16 protein-coding genes are annotated in these 17,717 nt (G+C 67.7%); 4 read left to right on the plus strand and 12 right to left on the minus strand.

Annotation, left to right across the window (positions count from 1 at the left end; all coding sequences use genetic code 11):
* Window positions 1-30 precede the first annotated feature (30 nt).
* On the minus strand, window positions 31-1,251 hold the full coding sequence (locus KTJ87_RS07180; protein WP_267138417.1) for a urate hydroxylase PuuD: 1,221 nt from the start codon (window positions 1,249-1,251) through the stop codon (window positions 31-33).
* Window positions 1,252-1,600: 349 nt separating this feature from the next.
* On the opposite strand from KTJ87_RS07180, the gene KTJ87_RS07185 reads away from it, so the two are divergent.
* The gene (locus KTJ87_RS07185; protein WP_267138418.1) at window positions 1,601-2,953 is read left to right on the plus strand and encodes a DEAD/DEAH box helicase; all 1,353 of its coding nucleotides are present in this window, start codon (window positions 1,601-1,603) and stop codon (window positions 2,951-2,953) included.
* Window positions 2,954-2,958: 5 nt separating this feature from the next.
* On the opposite strand, the gene uraH is transcribed toward KTJ87_RS07185, so the two are convergent.
* On the minus strand, window positions 2,959-3,312 hold the full coding sequence (gene uraH / locus KTJ87_RS07190; RefSeq protein WP_267138419.1) for a hydroxyisourate hydrolase: 354 nt from the start codon (window positions 3,310-3,312) through the stop codon (window positions 2,959-2,961).
* Between the two features lie 82 nt (window positions 3,313-3,394).
* Between uraH and puuE the strand changes: the two genes are divergently transcribed.
* Window positions 3,395-4,804: an allantoinase PuuE gene (gene puuE, locus KTJ87_RS07195; protein ID WP_267138420.1), complete on the plus strand. Its 1,410-nt coding sequence runs from the start codon at window positions 3,395-3,397 to the stop codon at window positions 4,802-4,804.
* The gene (locus KTJ87_RS07200; RefSeq protein ID WP_267138421.1) at window positions 4,801-5,286 is read left to right on the plus strand and encodes an ureidoglycolate lyase; all 486 of its coding nucleotides are present in this window, start codon (window positions 4,801-4,803) and stop codon (window positions 5,284-5,286) included. Before puuE ends, KTJ87_RS07200 begins: the two co-directional genes overlap by 4 nt.
* Here KTJ87_RS07200 and KTJ87_RS07205 read toward each other — a convergent pair.
* The 6 genes from KTJ87_RS07205 to KTJ87_RS07230 all read right to left on the minus strand — a co-directional run bounded on the left by KTJ87_RS07205 (window position 5,283) and on the right by KTJ87_RS07230 (window position 11,709).
* Complete coding sequence (locus tag KTJ87_RS07205; protein WP_267138422.1) at window positions 5,283-6,095, minus strand: bifunctional allantoicase/(S)-ureidoglycine aminohydrolase; 813 nt, start codon at window positions 6,093-6,095, stop codon at window positions 5,283-5,285. The two genes, KTJ87_RS07200 and KTJ87_RS07205, sit on opposite strands and share 4 nt — an antisense overlap.
* 61 nt (window positions 6,096-6,156) lie before the next feature.
* A complete protein-coding gene (locus KTJ87_RS07210; RefSeq protein ID WP_267138423.1) occupies window positions 6,157-7,449 on the minus strand; it encodes an HlyD family type I secretion periplasmic adaptor subunit in 1,293 nt (430 codons plus the stop codon).
* Window positions 7,450-7,454: 5 nt separating this feature from the next.
* A complete protein-coding gene (locus KTJ87_RS07215; RefSeq protein ID WP_267138424.1) occupies window positions 7,455-9,173 on the minus strand; it encodes a type I secretion system permease/ATPase in 1,719 nt (572 codons plus the stop codon).
* 73 nt (window positions 9,174-9,246) lie between these two features.
* Window positions 9,247-10,314, minus strand: coding sequence for a 4-oxalomesaconate tautomerase (locus tag KTJ87_RS07220; RefSeq protein WP_267138425.1), 1,068 nt, complete (start codon window positions 10,312-10,314; stop codon window positions 9,247-9,249).
* Window positions 10,307-10,981 (minus strand): 4-carboxy-4-hydroxy-2-oxoadipate aldolase/oxaloacetate decarboxylase, encoded by a 675-nt coding sequence (locus tag KTJ87_RS07225; RefSeq protein WP_267138426.1) that lies wholly within the window; start codon window positions 10,979-10,981, stop codon window positions 10,307-10,309. Before KTJ87_RS07225 ends, KTJ87_RS07220 begins: the two co-directional genes overlap by 8 nt.
* Window positions 10,978-11,709: a PIG-L deacetylase family protein gene (locus tag KTJ87_RS07230; RefSeq protein ID WP_267138427.1), complete on the minus strand. Its 732-nt coding sequence runs from the start codon at window positions 11,707-11,709 to the stop codon at window positions 10,978-10,980. The genes KTJ87_RS07225 and KTJ87_RS07230 overlap by 4 nt, the downstream gene beginning before the upstream one ends.
* Before the next feature lie 116 nt (window positions 11,710-11,825).
* On the opposite strand from KTJ87_RS07230, the gene KTJ87_RS07235 reads away from it, so the two are divergent.
* Complete coding sequence (locus KTJ87_RS07235; RefSeq protein ID WP_267138428.1) at window positions 11,826-13,019, plus strand: LysR family transcriptional regulator; 1,194 nt, start codon at window positions 11,826-11,828, stop codon at window positions 13,017-13,019.
* Here the strand turns inward: KTJ87_RS07235 and urtE are convergent.
* Genes urtE through urtB form a run of 4 tightly spaced genes read right to left on the minus strand, consistent with a single transcriptional unit; the run spans window position 13,016 to window position 17,682 of the window.
* Window positions 13,016-13,711, minus strand: a complete 696-nt coding sequence (gene urtE, locus KTJ87_RS07240) for an urea ABC transporter ATP-binding subunit UrtE (RefSeq protein WP_267138429.1) — start codon at window positions 13,709-13,711, stop codon at window positions 13,016-13,018. The two genes, KTJ87_RS07235 and urtE, sit on opposite strands and share 4 nt — an antisense overlap.
* A gap of 3 nt (window positions 13,712-13,714) precedes the next feature.
* Complete coding sequence (gene urtD, locus KTJ87_RS07245) at window positions 13,715-14,455, minus strand: urea ABC transporter ATP-binding protein UrtD (protein WP_267138430.1); 741 nt, start codon at window positions 14,453-14,455, stop codon at window positions 13,715-13,717.
* On the minus strand, window positions 14,452-15,714 hold the full coding sequence (gene urtC / locus KTJ87_RS07250) for an urea ABC transporter permease subunit UrtC (RefSeq protein WP_407650481.1): 1,263 nt from the start codon (window positions 15,712-15,714) through the stop codon (window positions 14,452-14,454). The genes urtD and urtC overlap by 4 nt, the downstream gene beginning before the upstream one ends.
* An 18-nt stretch (window positions 15,715-15,732) precedes the next feature.
* On the minus strand, window positions 15,733-17,682 hold the full coding sequence (gene urtB, locus KTJ87_RS07255) for an urea ABC transporter permease subunit UrtB (protein WP_267138432.1): 1,950 nt from the start codon (window positions 17,680-17,682) through the stop codon (window positions 15,733-15,735).
* Window positions 17,683-17,717 lie beyond the last annotated feature (35 nt).

The following is a 17,717-nucleotide window of genomic DNA, read 5'->3' on the forward strand; positions in this document are numbered from 1 at the left end:
CCTGTGCACGCAGGCACGAAACGGCAACCCTCAGTTGACTTGCCTATACCAATGGGTAATCGCCGCGCGTTCCTCGGGCGAGATGAAGGTGATGTTGCCGGGCGGCATGGCGTGGCTGATCCCGGCCTGAACGTAGATCGCCCGCGCCTGGCCCGCGATGTCGGCGCGGGTTTCCAGCAACACACCCTTGGGCGCAGAGGCGATGCCGTCCCACACCGGCTCGCGCGCGTGGCACATCGAGCAGCGGCCAAGCACGATGTCATGCGCCTCGTCAAAGCCGCCCGCCGCCGCAAAGCGCGCCTCGACCGGCGACAGCGCGCGCGCCTCGGACTCTTCATAGGTGTCGAACATCGGGGCCGAGGACAGCCAGGCCACAATGATGAACAGAACCACCGTCACCGCCCAGGTCCACCATGGCATCCCTTTCTTCATGTGCATGGTGTTGAAGAAATGCCGGATCGTCACCCCCATCAGGAACACCAGCGCCGCGATGATCCAGGCGTGGGGCGTGGCGAACGACAGCGGATAGTGGTTCGACAGCATCAGGAAGATGACCGGCAGCGTCAGGTAGTTGTTGTGGGTGGATCGCAGCTTGGCGATCTTGCCGTATTTCGGATCGGGCTTGCGCCCCGCCTTCAGGTCCGCGACCACGATGCGCTGGTTCGGCATGATGATGAAAAAGACGTTGGCCGTCATGATCGTGGCGGTAAAGGCGCCCAGATGCAGCATCGCCGCGCGCCCCGTGAAGACCTGGTGATAGCCCCAGCTCATCGCGACAAGGATTCCGAACAGGACCAGCATCAGAGCCGTCGGCCGATCGCCCAGCGGCGACTTGCACAAGAGATCGTAGAGAACCCAGCCTACCGCCAGTGACGCCGCCGACACCGCGATGGCCTGCCAGACGGGCCAGTCGATCTTGGTGTAGTCGATCAGGTACAGCTCTGCCCCGGCCCAGTAGACCACCATCAGCAGCGCCGCGCCCGACAGCCAGGTCGAATAGCTTTCCCATTTGAACCAGGTCAGGTGCGCCGGCATCGCCTCGGGCGCGACGAGATACTTCTGGACATGGTAGAACCCGCCGCCGTGGACCTGCCATTCCTCGCCGTCCGCCGGTCCGTCGATGTTGCGATTGAGCCCGAGATCGAGCGCAATGAAGTAGAATGACGAGCCGATCCAGGCGACCGCCGTGATGACGTGCAGCCAGCGGATGGCGAATTCCGCCCACTCCCAGAGGATCACCCAGTCGCTCATCGCAGTCCCTCGCGTTTTCCCGACTGATAGCGTGCTCGGCCCCCCGGGTGAATCGGAAAACGTGCGAAATGGGTCACCAGCCTTGACTTGCCCGGCCGGAAGGCGCATTTGCCGCCTACTGACGTCCTTTTGCCGCGTGAGCGAGATTTCGGGCAGCGCCAAGCGCCGCCTACCAGGACGCCGGACAGGGTTCCCACCATCACGCAGGGGTGCCGACGCGCCAATGGCAGACGGGCAAGCGGCTCTCTGGCAGTCCCCGGCGCGCAACCTCGATGCGCTCCGCGGCCCGTTTCGGGCCTGCGGCACACCCGTTTTCATGCGCCCCAATGCGGCGCAACAAGGATACCACATGAGCTTTGACCAGTTCGGCCTCGCGCCGCGCCTCTCCAAGACACTTGCCGACCTCGGCCTGACCGAACCAACCCCGATCCAGATCAAGGCGATCCCGCACGCCATGGAAGGCCGCGACGTGATGGGCCTTGCCCAGACCGGCACCGGCAAGACCATGGCATTCGGCCTGCCGCTTCTGAACGCCCTTATTGGCATGGGCACGAAACCCGCCGCCAAGACCGTGCGCGGCCTGATCCTTGCGCCCACGCGCGAGCTGGCCAGCCAGATCTGCGACAGCCTCAGCGCCTTCACCCGCGACACGCACCTGCGTGTCACGCTGGTTGTCGGCGGCGCGTCGATGAACGCGCAGATCGGCAAGCTGTCTCGCGGGACCGACATTCTTGTCGCCACCCCCGGCCGTCTGATCGACCACCTCGACCGCAAGACCGTCCGTCTGGACGAGGCACGGTTCCTGGTGCTGGACGAGGCTGACCAGATGCTCGACATGGGCTTCATCCATGCGCTGCGCCAGATCGCGCCGTATCTCGCGCCCAAGCGCCAGACGATGCTGTTCTCGGCCACCATGCCCGCCCTGATGGAAGAGCTTGCAGGCACCTTCCTTGACGATCCGATCAAGGTTCAGGCCAACCCGCCCGGCCAGCCGGTCGAGAAGATCGCGCAAGAGGTGCATTTCGTCAGCCAGGGCGACAAGCCCGACCTTCTTATGGCGCATCTGCGCAAGGACCCCGACGCGCAGGCGATTGTCTTCGCGCGCACCAAGCACGGGTCCGAGCGGCTGATGAAGTCGCTGGTGAAGGCCGGTTTCGTGGCGGATTCGATCCACGGCAACAAATCCCACGGCCAGCGCACCCGCGCGCTCGACGCGTTCCGCTCGGGCGAGATGAAGGTGTTGGTGGCAACGGATGTGGCCGCGCGCGGTCTCGACATTCCCGAGGTGCGCTACGTCTACAACTACGACCTGCCGAACGTGCCCGAGAACTACGTTCACCGCATCGGACGCACCGCGCGCGCGGGCCGCGAAGGCACCGCGATCGCCTATTGCTCGGCCGACGAGATGGACCAGCTGCGCGACATCCAGAAGGTCATCAAGCGCGACATCGAAGTCGCCGGTGGTCAGCCTTGGGGCCCGTCCCGCAGCGCGCCTGCACCCAAGCGCGGCGGCAAGCCGGGCGGCGGATCGCGCGGCAAGCCGCAAGGGCAGCGCAGCGCCAAGCCCGGCGCCGACAAGGCCCAGCAGCCGCGCAAGCCCGCCCACCAGGGTCAGCGCAAGGCCGGTGACGACGCGGGCGCAGGCGCACAGCCGCCGCGCCGCCGCCGGTTCAAGGCCGGAAAGCCCAAGCAGGCGGCGTAAGCCGTTCAGCTGCCGCGATAGGTGGAATAGCCGTAGGGCGACAGCAGGAGGGGCACATGGTAATGTGCCCCTTCGCTCATTCCAAAGCGGATCGGCACCTGGTCAAGGAACAGCGGCTCTGCCGTGACCTGCCCCGTGCGGCGCAAATAGTCGCCTGCATGGAACACCAGCTCATACGTCCCGATCTCGAATTTCGCCTCGGGCAGGATCGGCCCGTCGGTGCGCCCGTCGGCGTTGGTCACGGCCTCGGCGATCTTGCGGTGACTGTTGCCGTTGACCCGGTAAAGCCAGATCGCGATCCCGTCCGCCGGGCATCCACGCGCGGTATCCAGAACATGCGTCGTAAGCCAGCCTGCCATCAGTGTCCCCTTTGATGTCTTTCCCCCGACCGAAGCGCGGATTATCACGAAACACAAGCACCCACGGCAAAAGGCGGCGCAGATGAACCGTTATCCCCGCGATCTGATCGGCTATGGCCCGAACCGCCCCGACCCGCAGTGGCCCGGCGGCGCGAAGATCGCCCTTCAGATCGTGCTCAACTTCGAGGAAGGCGGCGAGAACAACATCCTGCACGGCGATGCCGCGTCCGAGGCGTTCCTGTCCGAGATCACCGGCGCCGCGCCCTGGCCCGGGCAGCGGCACTGGAACATGGAGTCGATCTATGACTACGGCGCCCGCGCCGGGTTCTGGCGGCTGCACCAGATGCTGTCGGGACTGCCGCTGACGGTCTACGGCGTTGCCACCGCGCTTGCACGCGCGCCCGAACAGATGCGCGCCATGCAGGACGCAGGCTGGGAGATCGCCAGCCACGGGCTGAAATGGGTCGAGCATAAGGACATGCCCGAGGAGGTCGAGCGCGCGCAGATCGCCGAGGCGATCCGTCTGCACACCGAAGTCACCGGCGCGCCGCCGCGCGGCTGGTATACCGGGCGCTGTTCGATGAACACCGTTCGCCTGGTCGCGGAGACGGGTGTTTGTGATTATATATCGGATGTTTACGACGATGACTTGCCATATTGGATGAGCCTTGGCGGGCGGGACCAACTGATGATCCCCTACACGCTTGACGCCAATGACATGCGCTTTGCCATTCAGGCAGGTCATCCCGACGGGGCAAGCTGGGAGCGGTACCTGACAGACAGCTTCGATTGCCTCTACCGCGAGGGCACCGAGGGTCGTCCCGCGATGATGTCCATCGGCCTGCACTGCCGCCTTGCGGGCCGTCCGGGCCGGGCCGAGGCGCTGCGCCGGTTCCTTGCGCATGTGCGGGGCCATGACGGCGTCTGGATCGCCACCCGCGCCGAGATCGCGGCGCATTGGGCGAAAACCCATCCGCCTGCGCAGCGCCTGCGCCCCTCGCAGATGCCGCGCGACGAATTCGTGGCGGCCTTTGGCGGCATATTCGAGCACTCTGCATGGATCGCCGAGGGCGCCCACGCGCTGGAGCTTGGCCCAGCCCATGACACCGCGCCTGGCCTGCACAACGCGCTGGCGCGCATCTTCCGGTCGGCCAGCGAGGACCAGCGCCTTGGGGTTCTCACCGCCCACCCAGACCTTGCGGGCAAGCTGGCAGCGGCGAAGCGGCTGACGAACGAGTCGACTGCCGAGCAGGCCAGCGCGGGCCTCGATGCGCTGAGCGATGCCGAACGGGCGGAGTTCGAGCGGCTGAACACGGCCTATGTCGACAAGCACGGCTTTCCGTTCATCATCGCGGTGCGCGACCATGACAAGGCGGGCATCCTGTCCGCGTTCCGCCGCCGCATCGACAATGACCGCGCCGCCGAATTCGCGGAAGCCTGCAAGCAGGTGGAACGGATCGCCGAATTGCGCCTGATGGAAAAGCTGGGATGAGCCGCGACATCGCCATCCGCCCGATGGATGCGGCAGCCTTCGCGCTGTTCGGCGATGTGCTGGACACGGCAGGTGCGCCGGACAGGATCATCAACGCCGGGCTGTGCGGGCGCTACCATGACCGCGCGCGGCTGGATTTCACGGAGGGCCGCGCCGGGCTGAGCCTGTTCAAGGCAGAGCCGCGCACCCTGCCCCTGTCGCTCGATCTGGTGGAACGGCACCCGGACGGAAGCCAGTGCTTCGTGCCGATGTCGATGGACCCGTTCCTTGTGATCGTCGCGCCGGACGAGGACGGCCTGCCCGGCACGCCGCTGGCCTTTCGGACCGCGCCGGGACAGGCGATCAACCTGCACAAGGGCACGTGGCACGGCGTGTTGACGCCCCTGCATGCGCCGGGCCTGTTCGCCGTGATCGACCGCATCGGCGACGGGGCCAATCTTGAAGAACACCGCTTCGACACGCCCTATACGGTGCGCAACTAAAGCTGCGGCAGCCGGTTCACGTCCTTGTAGAGCAGATAGCGGAACGGCCCCGGCCCGCCCGCGTAACAGGCCTGCGGGCAGAACGCGCGCAGCCACATGAAATCGCCCGCCTCGACCTCGACCCAGTCGCTGTTCAGCCGGTAGACGCCTTTTCCCTCCAGAACATAAAGCCCGTGCTCCATCACATGGGTTTCAAGGAACGGAATGGCCGCGCCGGGCTGCAGCGTGACGATGTTGAGGTGCATGTCGTGGCGCAGGTCCGCGGGGTCGATGAAGCGGGTGGTGGCCCAGCGGCCCTCGGTGCCCGGCATCTCGACCTTCGGCGCGGTCGCGTCGGATGACGTGAAGAACTCCGGGCGTTCCAGCCCCTCGACCGCCTGATAGGCCTTGCGCACCCAGTGGAACACGGCACGCGCCGCGCCGGTGTTGCGGATTGTCCAGGCGGCACCAGCGGGAAGATAGGCAAAGCCGCCAGGCTCAAGCGTGGCCTCGGCGCCGTCACAGGACAGCGAAACCGTGCCTTCGGTGACGAACAGGCAGGCTTCGGCGCGCGGGTCCGTCTCGGGGCGGCCCGACCCGCCACCGGGGGCAAGTTCCATGATCGTCTGGCTGAAGGTTTCCGCGAACCCCGACAGGGGCCGTGCCAGAACCCAGCCGCGCGCACCGTCCCAGAATGGGAACGCGTTGGTGACGATGTCGCGCATCACGCCGCCCGGGATCACCGCATAGGCGGCGGTGAACACGGCGCGCCCGGTCAGAAGCTGGTCCTGCGACGGGTGCCCGCCTTGGGGGGAATGATAGCGCGTCATGGGGTCCTCCGTCTGCTCGCGGCGCGACTATGCGCGATCGCAGCGCGCGCCGCCAGCGGCCTCAATCCTCGCGCAGCGCATGGGCCAGATAGTCCGCCACCGGTTTGAACAGAAAGGACGCGGGCGTGCGGGCATCGGTGCGGATGAACGCCTCGACCGGCATGCCCGGCACCAGCCGGTTGCCGCCAAGCGCCTCGACCGCGCCGGGATCGAGGGACAATTCCACGGTGAAGAACCGCCGCCCCGATTGCGGGTCGGCCATCGCATCGGCTGAGACGGTGCGCACATGGCCGTCGACCTCGGGCGTGGTGCGGGCGTTGAAGGCGGGAAAGCGGAGCCGCGCCGCCTGCCCCACCGACACGCGGTCGATCTGGCCAGGCTCGACCTCGACCGACAGGACCAGCGGCACGTCGGCGGGGATGATCGACGCGATCTCGTCACCCGGAGAGATGACGCCGCCCACGGTGAAGGCGCGCAGCGCCAGCACGGTGCCGGTCATCGGCGCGCGCAGGACAAGCCGCCCGATCTCGGTTTCGATCACCCGCAGGCGTTCGGCCAGTTCCGCCTCTTTCGGCTGCAGGCTGCGCAACTCTTCCTGCGCCGCCTCGCGGAATTCGGCCTGCAGGCGCAGGCGTTCCACCTCGAATCCGGCGATCGAGCTTCTGGCTTCGGCGATCCCCGCCTCCAGCTCTCCGATCCGGCCCTCCAGCGCGGCGGCGTCCCGGCGCAGCACCGTCACCCGGCTCGATTCGGTCAGGCCCCGCGCCAGCAGGTCCTCCAGACCTTGCAGCTCGTCCGCGATCAACGCGCGCTGGGTGATCGACGCATTGCGCTGCCGGGTGCGGCCGCGCACCACGGCTTCGGTCTGGACCTTGCGCTCGGACAGCTGCGCGACGGTCTGGGCCAGGGTGTCGCGGCGGGCGGTGAACAGCGCCGTCTCGTCCGCCAGCAGCGCGGCGATGTCCGGCTCTGCCTTGGCCAGATCCAGCAGCCGCGCGCGGTAGGTCACGGTGTCGGCAAGCAGCACCTCGGCCTTGAGCCTGTCGATCCGCGCGGTGGTTTCCACCATGTCGCGGGCGACCAGCGCGCGGCGGGCCTGCAGTTCGGTGCCGTCAAGCGTCAGGATCGGCGCGCCCGCCTCGACGCGGTCGCCCTCGCGCACATGGAGCGCCGAGACAAGGCCGCCGTCCGGGTGCTGAACCGCCTGCCGCCGCGCTTCGACCGTGACAGAGCCAGCGGCGACCACCGCGCCGTCGATCTGCGTCGTCACGGCCCAGGCTCCAAAACCGCCGACCCCGAAGGTCAGCACAAGCATACCCAGCCAGAGGTGGCGTGCGGGGGACCAGTCGGACATCTCTTTTACCCCTTCACTTGCGCGGGCGGCGTCGCAAGCCGGACACCCGGCGGCGTGCGGGTGTATTTCGTCAGAACGTCGTCGCGCGGTCCCATCGCGCGCAGCCTTCCGCCTTCAAGGAGGATCACGAGGTTGCACTCGGCCAGCGCCGAAGGGCGATGCGACATCACGAACACGATCTGCCCCGCCGCGCGCGCCGCCGCGATCGCGCGGTTGAGCGCGATCAGTCCCGGCTCGTCGAGGTTGGCGTTCGGCTCGTCCAGCACCATCAGCACCGGATCGCCGAAGAAGGCGCGCGCCAGACCGATACGCTGGCGCTGCCCGCCGGACGGCCGCCAGCCGCCCGGCCCGACGCGGGTGTCATAGCCATCGGGTAGCGACAGGATCAGATCATGCGCGCCCGCGACCTGCGCCGCCGTGACGATGGCGGCGGGTGCGGCGGCGGGATCGAAGCGCGCGACGTTCTGCGCGACGGTGCCGGGGAACAAGGTGACGTCCTGCGGCAGATATCCCAGCGCTCGGCCCAGCGTGTCGCGGTCATACTGCACCACTTCCGCACCCGACAGCCGGATCTCGCCCCGCCGTTCGTGCCAAAGGCCCGCAAGCGCCCGCGCGAGCGACGACTTGCCAGACCCGGACGGACCGATGACCGCGATGGCATCGCCGGGTGCGGCGCTGAAGCTGCCGGCACTCAGGATCGGAGCACCGCCGCCGTTCGGCAAAAGGTAGAGGTCCTTGACGTCCAGCCGCGCCTCGGGCGGAGGCAAGGGCATCGGGGCCGCGCGCTGCGGATGCCGGTCAAGCAGGGCGCGCAGCTGCGACCAGCCGCGCCGCGCCCTCTCGATCTGCGGCCAGTGGCCCACCGACTGCTCGATCGGCGCCAGTGCGCGGCCCAGCAGGATCGACCCCGCGATCATCGCGCCGGGCGTCAGATCACCGCGCAGCGCCAGCAGCGCGCCAAGCGCCAGGACCGCCGATTGCAGCCCCATGCGGATCGTCTTGGTCGCCGACGCGATGCCGCCGCGCCCGTCGGCGGCACGCATTGCCGCGCTCAGCGCTCCGCCGCGCCTGTCGTGCCAGGTGGCGGCCAGCGGTGCGTTCATGCCGAGGCCGCGCACCGTCTCGACCGCTGCGCGGGCAGTCTCGGCCCGCGTTTCGGCGTCTTGGGCATGCTCGGCCGCTTCGGCCAGCGGACGGCGCGTGCGGGCCTGGCTCCAGAGGGCGAGGATCAGCACCAGGGCTGCCCCTCCGACCGAGAACCAGCCCAACCACGGGTGCAGGATGAACATCACCGCGATGAACAGCGGCGCCCAGGGCAGATCAAAGATCGCGCCCATCGCGGGCGATGCAAGGGCCGTGCGCAGCGCGGTCAGGTCGCGCAGCGCGGTGGTGCCCGGTCCTTGCGTCTCGGCCTCGGTCAGGCTGGCATCGTAGATGCGCGCCTCGAGCCGCTGCTCGACGCGGGCGCCGACGCGCGCCAGCACCCGGCCCCGGACATGATCGAGAAGGCCCATCATGGCGTAAAGGAACAGCACGATGGCGAACAGCACCAGAAGCGTGGCCGAGGACCGGCTGGCCAGCACGCGGTCATAGACCTGCAGCATGAACAGCGGCCCGGTCAGCATCAGCACGTTGATGACCGCGCTGAACAGCGCGACCCCGATCAGCGCGCCGGAATTGCGCGCCAACGCGTTTCGCAGTTCCGTCCGTCCCGATTGCCGCATCCGCGCCACCACATCACCAACCCGGCGACGGTTCTAGCGGTTTGCAGGGGGCGTGGCGACAGTTCTCTGCGCGTCAGGTCCGCTCTGCCGGGAACACGATGCCGAGCATCAGCTTTCGTGCGGTGCGCAGCACCTCGGTCCTTGCTGCAGCGCCCTGCCCGTCCAGATGCACGATCACGGTCATCTCGCCGGTCGGATGCTCGATCGACAGGGGCCGCACCGCGCCCTGCCCCGCGACCGCCAGATCGGCGCCCACCGCCCCCGGTGTCAGGCAGGCGGTGGCGACGGTGACCGCGCCCAGCACGCCAACGCTCTGGTGACAGCGGTGCGGGATGAAGGTGCGGGTGGAGATCGCGCCGCCCGCTCGGGGGGCGGACACCATCGTCATCTTGGGAACCGATTTGTCCGCCACATCGCCAAGGTTCATCAGCGGCCCCGCCTTGAGGCGGATCGCCTCGAGCCGGGCGCGCAGGGGGGCGTTCGCCTCCAGCGCCTCGGGGGGCTCGCTGCCGTCGATGCCCATGTCAGAGGCGCGCAGGATCACGCAAGGCATGCCGTTGTCGATCAGCGTCACCTCGGTGCCGTCGATCACGTCGGTGGCGTTGCCCGTGGGCAAAAGCGCGCCGCAACTGGACCCGGCGGTATCCTGGAACGCGATGGGCACCGGCGCAGCGGTGCCCGGCACCCCGTCGATCCGCGCCGATCCTGCGTAGGTCACGGTGCCGCCCGGCGTCTGCACGCGCGCCGTGGCCGTCTGGCCGGTGTTCACCATGTAGATGGTCACGGGGGTCTCGCCGTCCTGCGCCGCGACCAGCCCGCGCTCGATGGCGAAGGGGCCGACGCCCGCGAGGATGTTGCCGCAGTTCTGCGCGTCCGTCACCACGGCCCGGTCGACGAAGACCTGCAGGAACAGGTAATCCACGTCGACACCCGCACGGTGCGACGGTGAGACCACCGCCACCTTCGAGGTCAGCGGATCGCCTCCGCCCATCCCGTCGATCTGCCGCGGATCGGGCGAGCCCATGACCCCCAGCAACAGCGCGTCTCGGGCCGCTGGATCGGCGGGCAGGTCAGAGGCAAGGAAATACCCCCCCTTGGACGTGCCGCCCCGCATCCACATCACGGGCAAGCCGTCAGACATATTTCAGCCCCTTGGCGGCAAGGCCCGGGCGCATGTCGTAGATGTCGAGACCAAGCTCGCCCGAGGCAAGGCGCAGCCGCTTCGCCTCTTCGGCGTCGAGGCGCGTCTGCGCGGCGGCGGCGACAGCCTCGGCGTCTGCACGCGGCACCACGCACACGCCGTCATCATCCGCAACGATCACGTCGCCCGGATTGACCAGCGCGCCCGCGCAGACGATCGGCACGTTCACCGAACCCAGCGTTTCCTTGACCGTGCCTTGCGCGGACACGGCGGTGGACCAGACGGCAAAGCCCATCGCCCGCAGATCGCGGGTGTCGCGCACTCCGGCGTCGATCACCAGCGCGCGGCAGCCCCGCGCCATTGCAGAGGTCGCCAGAAGATCGCCGAAATAGCCCATGTCGCAGGGGGATGTCGGCGCCAGCACAAGGATGTCACCCTCTTGCAGATGCTCGATAGCGACGTGGATCATCCAGTTGTCGCCCGGCGGCGCCGAGATCGTCACCGCAGAGCCTGCGATGGCGGTGTCCTGCTGAATCGGGCGCATCCGCGACGCCATCAGCCCGCTGCGCCCCTGCGCCTCGTGCACCGTGGCCACGCCCGCCGCGCCAAGCCGAGCGATCACATCTGACCCCGCCCGCGCGATGGTCTGAACCACGACGCCGCTCATAGCGCGTCCACCGTGCGCGGATAGACCGACTGGAAGCCTTCGGCATACTGGCAGTCGCGCCCGCCGGACATACCGCCCGAGTTGCGCTTGAAGTGGTTGGCGCGCTGCTGGGCGACGCGGGTGTAATAGTCCCACAGATGAACCTGCCCGTTCATCTGTTCCATCGCGGCGCGCTTGCGGTCCCAGACCGGCGTGATGTCGAGGAAGGTGTCGGGTTTCCAGCCCATCTGCTCGGTCTGATGCGGCTCGAACAGGTAAAGCTGCGGCGCGCCCAGCACCTTTTCACCGGGATTGTGGCCCCAGGCCTGCGCGATCATCCGGCACTCCATCACCACCTGCGTCGTGTACATGTGATCGGTGTTGTAGGGGTCATACTGGCTGTGGCTCAGCAGGAAGGACGGCTGCACCTTGCGAATGAGATCAACCAGCCGGTCCTTGTCGCCGCGATCTAGGTGCAGCGGGTAGTCACCCAGATCGAAGCATTCGAGCGCATGGACGCCAAGCGTCTCTGCCGCCGCCTCGGCTTCGGCCCGGCGGATCGCCTTGACCTCGTCCAGCGATTTGCCCTCTTTCCAGAGCCGCGCGCTTTCCCCGCGCTCGCCGAAGGACAGGCAGGCCACTGTGACCTCGACCCCCATTTCGGCATGCAGGGCAATGGCGCCGCCGCAGCGCCAGACAAAATCGGCGGCATGGGCCGAGATCACTAGGGCGGTCTTTGCGTCGGTCATCGGGACTCCTCCTGCGGGGCAAGCTCATGGCCTAGCCCATTGGTCGCCCTGCGCCGCCCGGAATGCCAGTTCGTTTGCAGGTGCGCGTCATTGCGGTTTGCTATAAGCCCGCGCCCATGACCATCGCGGCGCCCCGATTCAACCTGCGGCACCTTCATGCCTGCCTCGCCGTTCGGGATCATCGCGGCGTGTCGGCGGCGTCCGGCGCCATTCACCTTTCGCAACCCGCGATCACCCAAGGCATCGCAAAACTGGAAGAGCAGCTTGGCGCGGCGTTGTTCGACCGCACGTCGTCGGGGATGCTGCTGACAGAGCCCGGCGCGCTGTTCACCGCCCGCGCCGAGCGGGCGCTGGATCTTCTGCGCGGCGGGCTGGACGAGGCGGCGCGCGGCCGCCGCCTGCCAGACGGAGCGGTGTCGATCACCCAGTTGCACGCGCTGGTCGCGCTGGGCGATCACGGCACCTTCACCCTTGCCGCACGGGCGCTGGGCATCGCGCAACCGTCGGTTCACCGCGCGGCCCGCGATGCCGAGGCTGTCGTCGGCGTGCCCTTGTGGACACGCTCGCCCACCGGCGTGACCCTGACCCGTGCCGCCCGGCAGATTGCCCGTGCCGCGCGGCTGTGTTTCGCGGAACTCGATCAGGCGCGACAAGAGATCGCCGCATGGCGCGGCGAGGAAGCGGCGCGCCTGACAATCGGTGCGCTGCCGCTGGCACGCAGCACGGTCCTGCCGCTGGCGCTGTCGGAGCTGGCGGCGCAGCGCCCCGGGATGCGGCTGCGGGTCGTCGACGGACCCTATGACGACCTTCTGGCGGCGCTGACCAGCGGCGGCATCGACGTGATGGTCGGCGCGCTGCGCGATCCCGCCCCGCCCGGAGACGTCGTGCAAGAGCCGCTGTTTCAGGACCGCCTGGGAGTCTTTGCAGGGCCCGGCCACCCGCTGGCGGACGGCAGCGCCAGCCGCGATGCGCTGCTGGCCTGTCCGTGGATCGTGCCGCGCCCCGGCACCCCGACGCGCGCGATCTTTGATCGGTTCATGGACGGCGCGGTGCCGCCGAACCTGATCGAGACCAGTTCGATGGTGCTGGTGCGCAACCTGCTGCAGCAGGGCACGCACCTTACCATGCTGTCGATCAACCAGATGCGGCTGGACGCGGACCATGGGCTTGTCGTGCGCCTGCCCGCCCCCCTTGACGATCCGCCCCGCACCATCGGCCTGACCCTGCGCCGGGGCTGGAGGCCGACCGGCGCACAGGCCGAGGCGCTGGGCATCCTGCGCATCGCCGCGCGCGGCTTTGGCAGCGTCTAGATCGAAACGCTGGCCAACAACCTGTCCCGGTCGAGCGCGGCCTTGCCGGTCTCGTAGCTGACCGATCCGCGGTTCACGACGACGAAATGGTCGGCCAGCCCGACGGCGAAATCGAAATACTGCTCGACCAGCACCACCGCGATCTCGCCCTCGTCGCGCAGAAGCGCGATGACCTTGCCGATCTGGGTGATGATGTTGGGCTGGATGCCCTCGGTCGGCTCGTCCAGAAGTAGCACCTTGGGCCTGGTAATCAGCGCACGCGCGATGGCAAGCTGTTGCTGCTGGCCCCCCGAAAGATCACCGCCGCGCCGGTCCTGCATTTCCTTGAGCACGGGGAACAGATCGAAGATGCGCTCGGGGATGCCGCGATCCGCCACCGGAAGGCAGGCAAAGCCGGTCGTCAGGTTCTCGCGCACGGTCAGCAGCGGAAACACCTCGCGCCCCTGCGGCACGTAGGCGATCCCGGCCTTGGCGGCGCCGTACGCGGTGGGATGGCCCAGATCGCGCCCGTCCAGCCGGATGCTGCCATCGCGGAACGGATGCCGCCCCGCGATCGCCTTCAGAAGCGAGGTCTTGCCGACCCCGTTGGTGCCCATCACCGCCGTCACCTGCCCCGGCTTTGCGGTCAGGGAAATGCCGTGAAGGATCTGGCTTTGGCCATAGCGCAGGGTCAGGTTGTCGACGGTCAGCATGGTCTAGCGCCCCAGGTAGACGTCAATGACGTCCTTGTTCTTCGTGACATGGTCAAGCGAGCCTTCGGCCAGCACCGACCCCTCGTGCAGCACCGTCACCTTGCAGTTCAGGCGGCGCACGAATTCCATATCATGCTCGACGACCACGACCGCGCGGGTCTGTGCGGCGCGCTTGAGTAGATCCGTGGTATGCTCACGCTCGGCGGGTGTCATCCCGGCGGCGGGTTCATCGACCAGCAACAGCCGTGGGTCCTGGGCCAGCAGCATCCCGACCTCGAGCCATTGCTTCTGCCCGTGGCTAAGCTCGCCCGCGCGGCGGCCAAGGGCTTCGGTCAGGCCGATCTCGGCGGCAATCTCGTCGATCCGGGTCTCGTCGTCGGGCTTGCCGCGCGCAAGCAGCACGTCGAACGGACCGCGCGGGTTCTTGAGCGACATGCGCAGGTTCTCGCGCACCGACTGGGCCTCGAACACCGTGGGTTTCTGGAACTTGCGCCCGATGCCCTGCCGCGCGATCTGGCTTTCGGACAGGGACAGCAGCGAGACGCTTTTCTCGCCCCACAGCACACGCCCCTCGTCGGGCCGTGTCTTGCCGGTGATGATGTCCATGAAGGTCGTCTTGCCCGCGCCATTGGGGCCGATCACCGCGCGCAACTCGGGCTCGGCGATCTGGATCGACAGGTTGTTGATCGCGCGGAACCCGTCGAAGCTGACCGACACGCCAGACACTTCAAGAAGCGTGCTCATTCCTCGCGCCCCTCTTCCTTGCGCCACGCCCCGTCGTTCGGGCCGTAGTCCCCGGTGCGGTCCGGCGTGCGCCGTTCCGCGATCAGGTCGAACAGCCCGCCGATGCCCTTGGGCGCGAACAACGTGACCCCGACAAAGGACAGGCCCAGGAGGATCAGCCACCAGTCGGTCCACTGGATGCGATAGAAGCCCAGGTTGATCGCAGGTGCGCCACCGCCGGTGAACCAGCTCGACAGAAGCGACACGAACGCCGCTCCGATCACGGCACCATAGAGGCGCCCGCGACCGCCCACCGCGACCCAGACCGCAAGGTAGATCGAGGCGATGGGCGCAAGCTCGGCCGGGTTGATGATCCCGGCCTGTGGATAGTAAAGAGCGCCCGCGATACCGGCCACGACCGCCGTGAGCGTGAAGATGAATAGCTTGTAGCTTTCAACGTGATAGCCAAGGAACCTCACCCGCGCCTCGTTGTCACGGATGCCGCGCACGACGCTGCCCATCTTGCCCGACACGACCCAGGCGAACAGCACATAGCCAAGCGCCAGTGCCAGCGCCGAGGCCCAGAAGAACGCGATCGAGATGACGTCCTGCGATGTCTCGCCATATCCGGGGATATTCTGCAGCCCCGAAAGCCCATTGTTGCCGCGCAACCCGCTGTCGTTCTGGAACAGGTACAGCGCCAGCGCCAGCGTCATGGCTTGGGTGAGGATCGACAGGTAAACCCCTGCAACCCTTGTGCGAAAGGCCAACCAGCCGAAGACGAGCGCCAACAGTCCCGGCACCGCGACGACCATCAGAAGCTGCAGCGGCAGGCTGCTGGCAAATCCCCAGACCCATGGGAATTCGGACGCGCCCACCACGCCGAAGATCTGGCTTCCGATGGCATCGCGCACTTCGTCCGGCGTTGGCGGTATCACCGATGCGGCAAGGCTTTCGGCGACGATGATCTCGGTGCGGGCGTACATCAGCCACATGCCGATCGCGTAGCCGCCGATCCCGAAGAACGCCATGTGCCCCAGCGACAGGATTCCGCAGTAGCCCCAGACCACGTCCATCGCCACCGCGACTAGGCACAGGCACAGCGTCTTGCCCAGTGTCTTGACGAAGGAGGTGGACAGGAACCCCACGCCCGTCGCCTCGGACAACAGCGTGACGCCCAGCGTGAACACCGCGAGCGCGGCAAGGAAATACATCACCGACGGGTTGCGCAGGATGAACGGGCGACGGTCCGGCGCGGGGCGAAAGCCGGGTCCGGCCATATCAGTGGTTGCCATGGATCACGCCTCTGCCGCGCGGCCCTTGAGGGCGACGATGCCCTTGGGCCGGAACTGGATGAACAGGATGATAAAGAGGATCATGTAGGTCTGCGCGGCAAGGGTGTTCGACGGGTTCATCCACTCGATCCCCTTCTGCAGAACGCCGATCAGTGCCGCGCCCGCAAGCGTGCCCCAGACGTTGCCGACGCCGCCCACCACGACGGTCATGAAGGACTGCACGATGTAGTCCTGTCCCATCTCGGACGTGACCTTGGCATACAGTCCGATGGCGACGCCCGCGATCCCCGCGATGCCAGAGCCAAGGCCGAAGGTCAGCATGTTGATGCGGTCGGGGTTGATCCCCATCGACGCCGCCATCCCTGCGTTCTGCGTGACCGCCCGCACCTCGAGGCCGAGGCGGGTGCGGTTCAGCACCAGAAGGATCAGGCCCAGGAACACCAGCGCCAGCACGAAGATGGCGATGCGAATATAGGCGATCGACACGACCTCGTTGATGACCAGAGCGCCGTCTAGCCAGCCGGGCGAGGTGAGCGGACGCGCCTGCGTGCCGAAGATGTTCTTGGCAAGCTGTTGCAGCGCAATGGAAATCCCGAATGTCGCCAGCAGCGATTCCAGCGGGCGGTGATAGAGCCAGCGGATCACCAGCCGCTCCATCGCGACGCCCGCGCCAAAGGTCACGGCAAAGGCCAGCGGCAGCGCGACGACCAGCGACAGCGTGTAATCGGGAATGAACAGCTGGACGACATAGCCGGTGTAGGCGCCCATCATGATGAACTCGCCATGCGCCATGTTGATGACGCCCATCACGCCGAAGGTGATGGCAAGCCCGATGGCGGCCAGGAAGTAGATCGACGCGAGCGACAGCGCATCGAGGGACAGGTCGATGGTCTGGTTCACGGCGACAGCGGTCTCGATGCGGGTCAGCATGGCCTGTGCCGCTGTGGTCACGGCCGCGTCGGGCTCGTCGTAGACCTCGTAGAAGACGTGCGAGTCGAGGGCAGCGGCAACCTCGTCCTCGGTGACGCGCGGGGGAACAAAGCCGCGCGCGGCAAGGCTGTCATAGGCGACAAGCCGGGCTGCAGGATCGCTCAGCCGTTCGACCAGAACGCCGCCGACCTCTCCGCCCGACAGGTTCGCGGCCAGCGCGTCCCGGATCGCAGTGGGCGAGATGCGCGGCGGGGCAAGATCCGCCTCGACAAGCTGGGCATAGGCGGCGTCCGGGGTCAGGTCCTCGCCCGGTTCCAGAACCCGCGCGATGTTGGCGTCCGGCAGATCGGCGGCCACCCCGGCGCGCAGGGTCAAGGTCTGGTTCAGCGTCGCGCGCGCGTCGAGCGACAGGCTGCCAGAAAGGCTTTCGATGGCTGCGACACGCTCTGCGGTATCATCGCCGAAGCGGACCGTCAGCATCGCCACAAGCTGCTCCTTGCGGACACGGATCGTGTCGTCCGGCTCGCCTTCGATGGACGCGGCCAGCGGTTCGATCTGGTCGGCGTCCGGGCTGCGCGCGATGGCATCAAGCGCGGCGCGGCGGCTGGCGATGTTCGGGTCGGAGAGCTGGAAGCGCACCAGCGCCCCCGCGATTTCGCGGCGCACGCCGCCGTTGGGCCGGATTTCCGACACGGCGCCGGCCGGAGCCTCGGCCGCCGGTTCTGCGGTCTCGATGTCCAGAAGCTGCACGGTGTCGCCGGTCTTGCGGCCAGCGTAGTAGAACAGACCGTCCTCGGCGTTGCGCACCACCTGCCGGTCCTGCCAGCGCTCAAGGAACGTCGAGACGGCGGGATCGCCCGAGGCGATCAGCGTCTCCAGCAGCGCGCCCACAGTGCTGCGCCCGGGGTCCGCGACCTCGTCTGCATTGTCCTGCAGAAGTGTCTGGAAATCCTGTGCCGCGGCGCGTTGGGCGCCCGCCATGCACAGCACGGCCAGCACGATCGTCAAAAGGATGCGGCGCATCGTTTATCCCTGGTCTGGAAAAGGCGGCGGGGCGC

Source organism: Anianabacter salinae (genome assembly GCF_019061145.1).
Lineage (GTDB): Bacteria > Pseudomonadota > Alphaproteobacteria > Rhodobacterales > Rhodobacteraceae > Anianibacter > Anianibacter salinarum.

What these genes read in the sequence shown, in the direction of transcription:
- KTJ87_RS07200 (WP_267138421.1), top strand. Translation starts at nt 4,801, where the DNA reads ATGAGCCGCGACATCGCCATCCGCCCGATGGATGCGGCAGCCTTCGCG.
- KTJ87_RS07225 (WP_267138426.1), bottom strand. Translation starts at nt 10,981, where the DNA reads ATGAGCGGCGTCGTGGTTCAGACCATCGCGCGGGCGGGGTCAGATGTG.
- KTJ87_RS07220 (WP_267138425.1), bottom strand. Translation starts at nt 10,314, where the DNA reads ATGTCTGACGGCTTGCCCGTGATGTGGATGCGGGGCGGCACGTCCAAG.
- KTJ87_RS07205 (WP_267138422.1), bottom strand. Translation starts at nt 6,095, where the DNA reads ATGACGCGCTATCATTCCCCCCAAGGCGGGCACCCGTCGCAGGACCAG.
- KTJ87_RS07230 (WP_267138427.1), bottom strand. Translation starts at nt 11,709, where the DNA reads ATGACCGACGCAAAGACCGCCCTAGTGATCTCGGCCCATGCCGCCGAT.
- uraH (WP_267138419.1), bottom strand. Translation starts at nt 3,312, where the DNA reads ATGGCAGGCTGGCTTACGACGCATGTTCTGGATACCGCGCGTGGATGC.
- KTJ87_RS07210 (WP_267138423.1), bottom strand. Translation starts at nt 7,449, where the DNA reads ATGTCCGACTGGTCCCCCGCACGCCACCTCTGGCTGGGTATGCTTGTG.
- KTJ87_RS07215 (WP_267138424.1), bottom strand. Translation starts at nt 9,173, where the DNA reads ATGCGGCAATCGGGACGGACGGAACTGCGAAACGCGTTGGCGCGCAAT.
- puuE (WP_267138420.1), top strand. Translation starts at nt 3,395, where the DNA reads ATGAACCGTTATCCCCGCGATCTGATCGGCTATGGCCCGAACCGCCCC.
- urtB (WP_267138432.1), bottom strand. Translation starts at nt 17,682, where the DNA reads ATGCGCCGCATCCTTTTGACGATCGTGCTGGCCGTGCTGTGCATGGCG.
- urtD (WP_267138430.1), bottom strand. Translation starts at nt 14,455, where the DNA reads ATGAGCACGCTTCTTGAAGTGTCTGGCGTGTCGGTCAGCTTCGACGGG.
- KTJ87_RS07235 (WP_267138428.1), top strand. Translation starts at nt 11,826, where the DNA reads ATGACCATCGCGGCGCCCCGATTCAACCTGCGGCACCTTCATGCCTGC.
- urtE (WP_267138429.1), bottom strand. Translation starts at nt 13,711, where the DNA reads ATGCTGACCGTCGACAACCTGACCCTGCGCTATGGCCAAAGCCAGATC.
- urtC (WP_407650481.1), bottom strand. Translation starts at nt 15,714, where the DNA reads ATGGCCGGACCCGGCTTTCGCCCCGCGCCGGACCGTCGCCCGTTCATC.
- KTJ87_RS07180 (WP_267138417.1), bottom strand. Translation starts at nt 1,251, where the DNA reads ATGAGCGACTGGGTGATCCTCTGGGAGTGGGCGGAATTCGCCATCCGC.
- KTJ87_RS07185 (WP_267138418.1), top strand. Translation starts at nt 1,601, where the DNA reads ATGAGCTTTGACCAGTTCGGCCTCGCGCCGCGCCTCTCCAAGACACTT.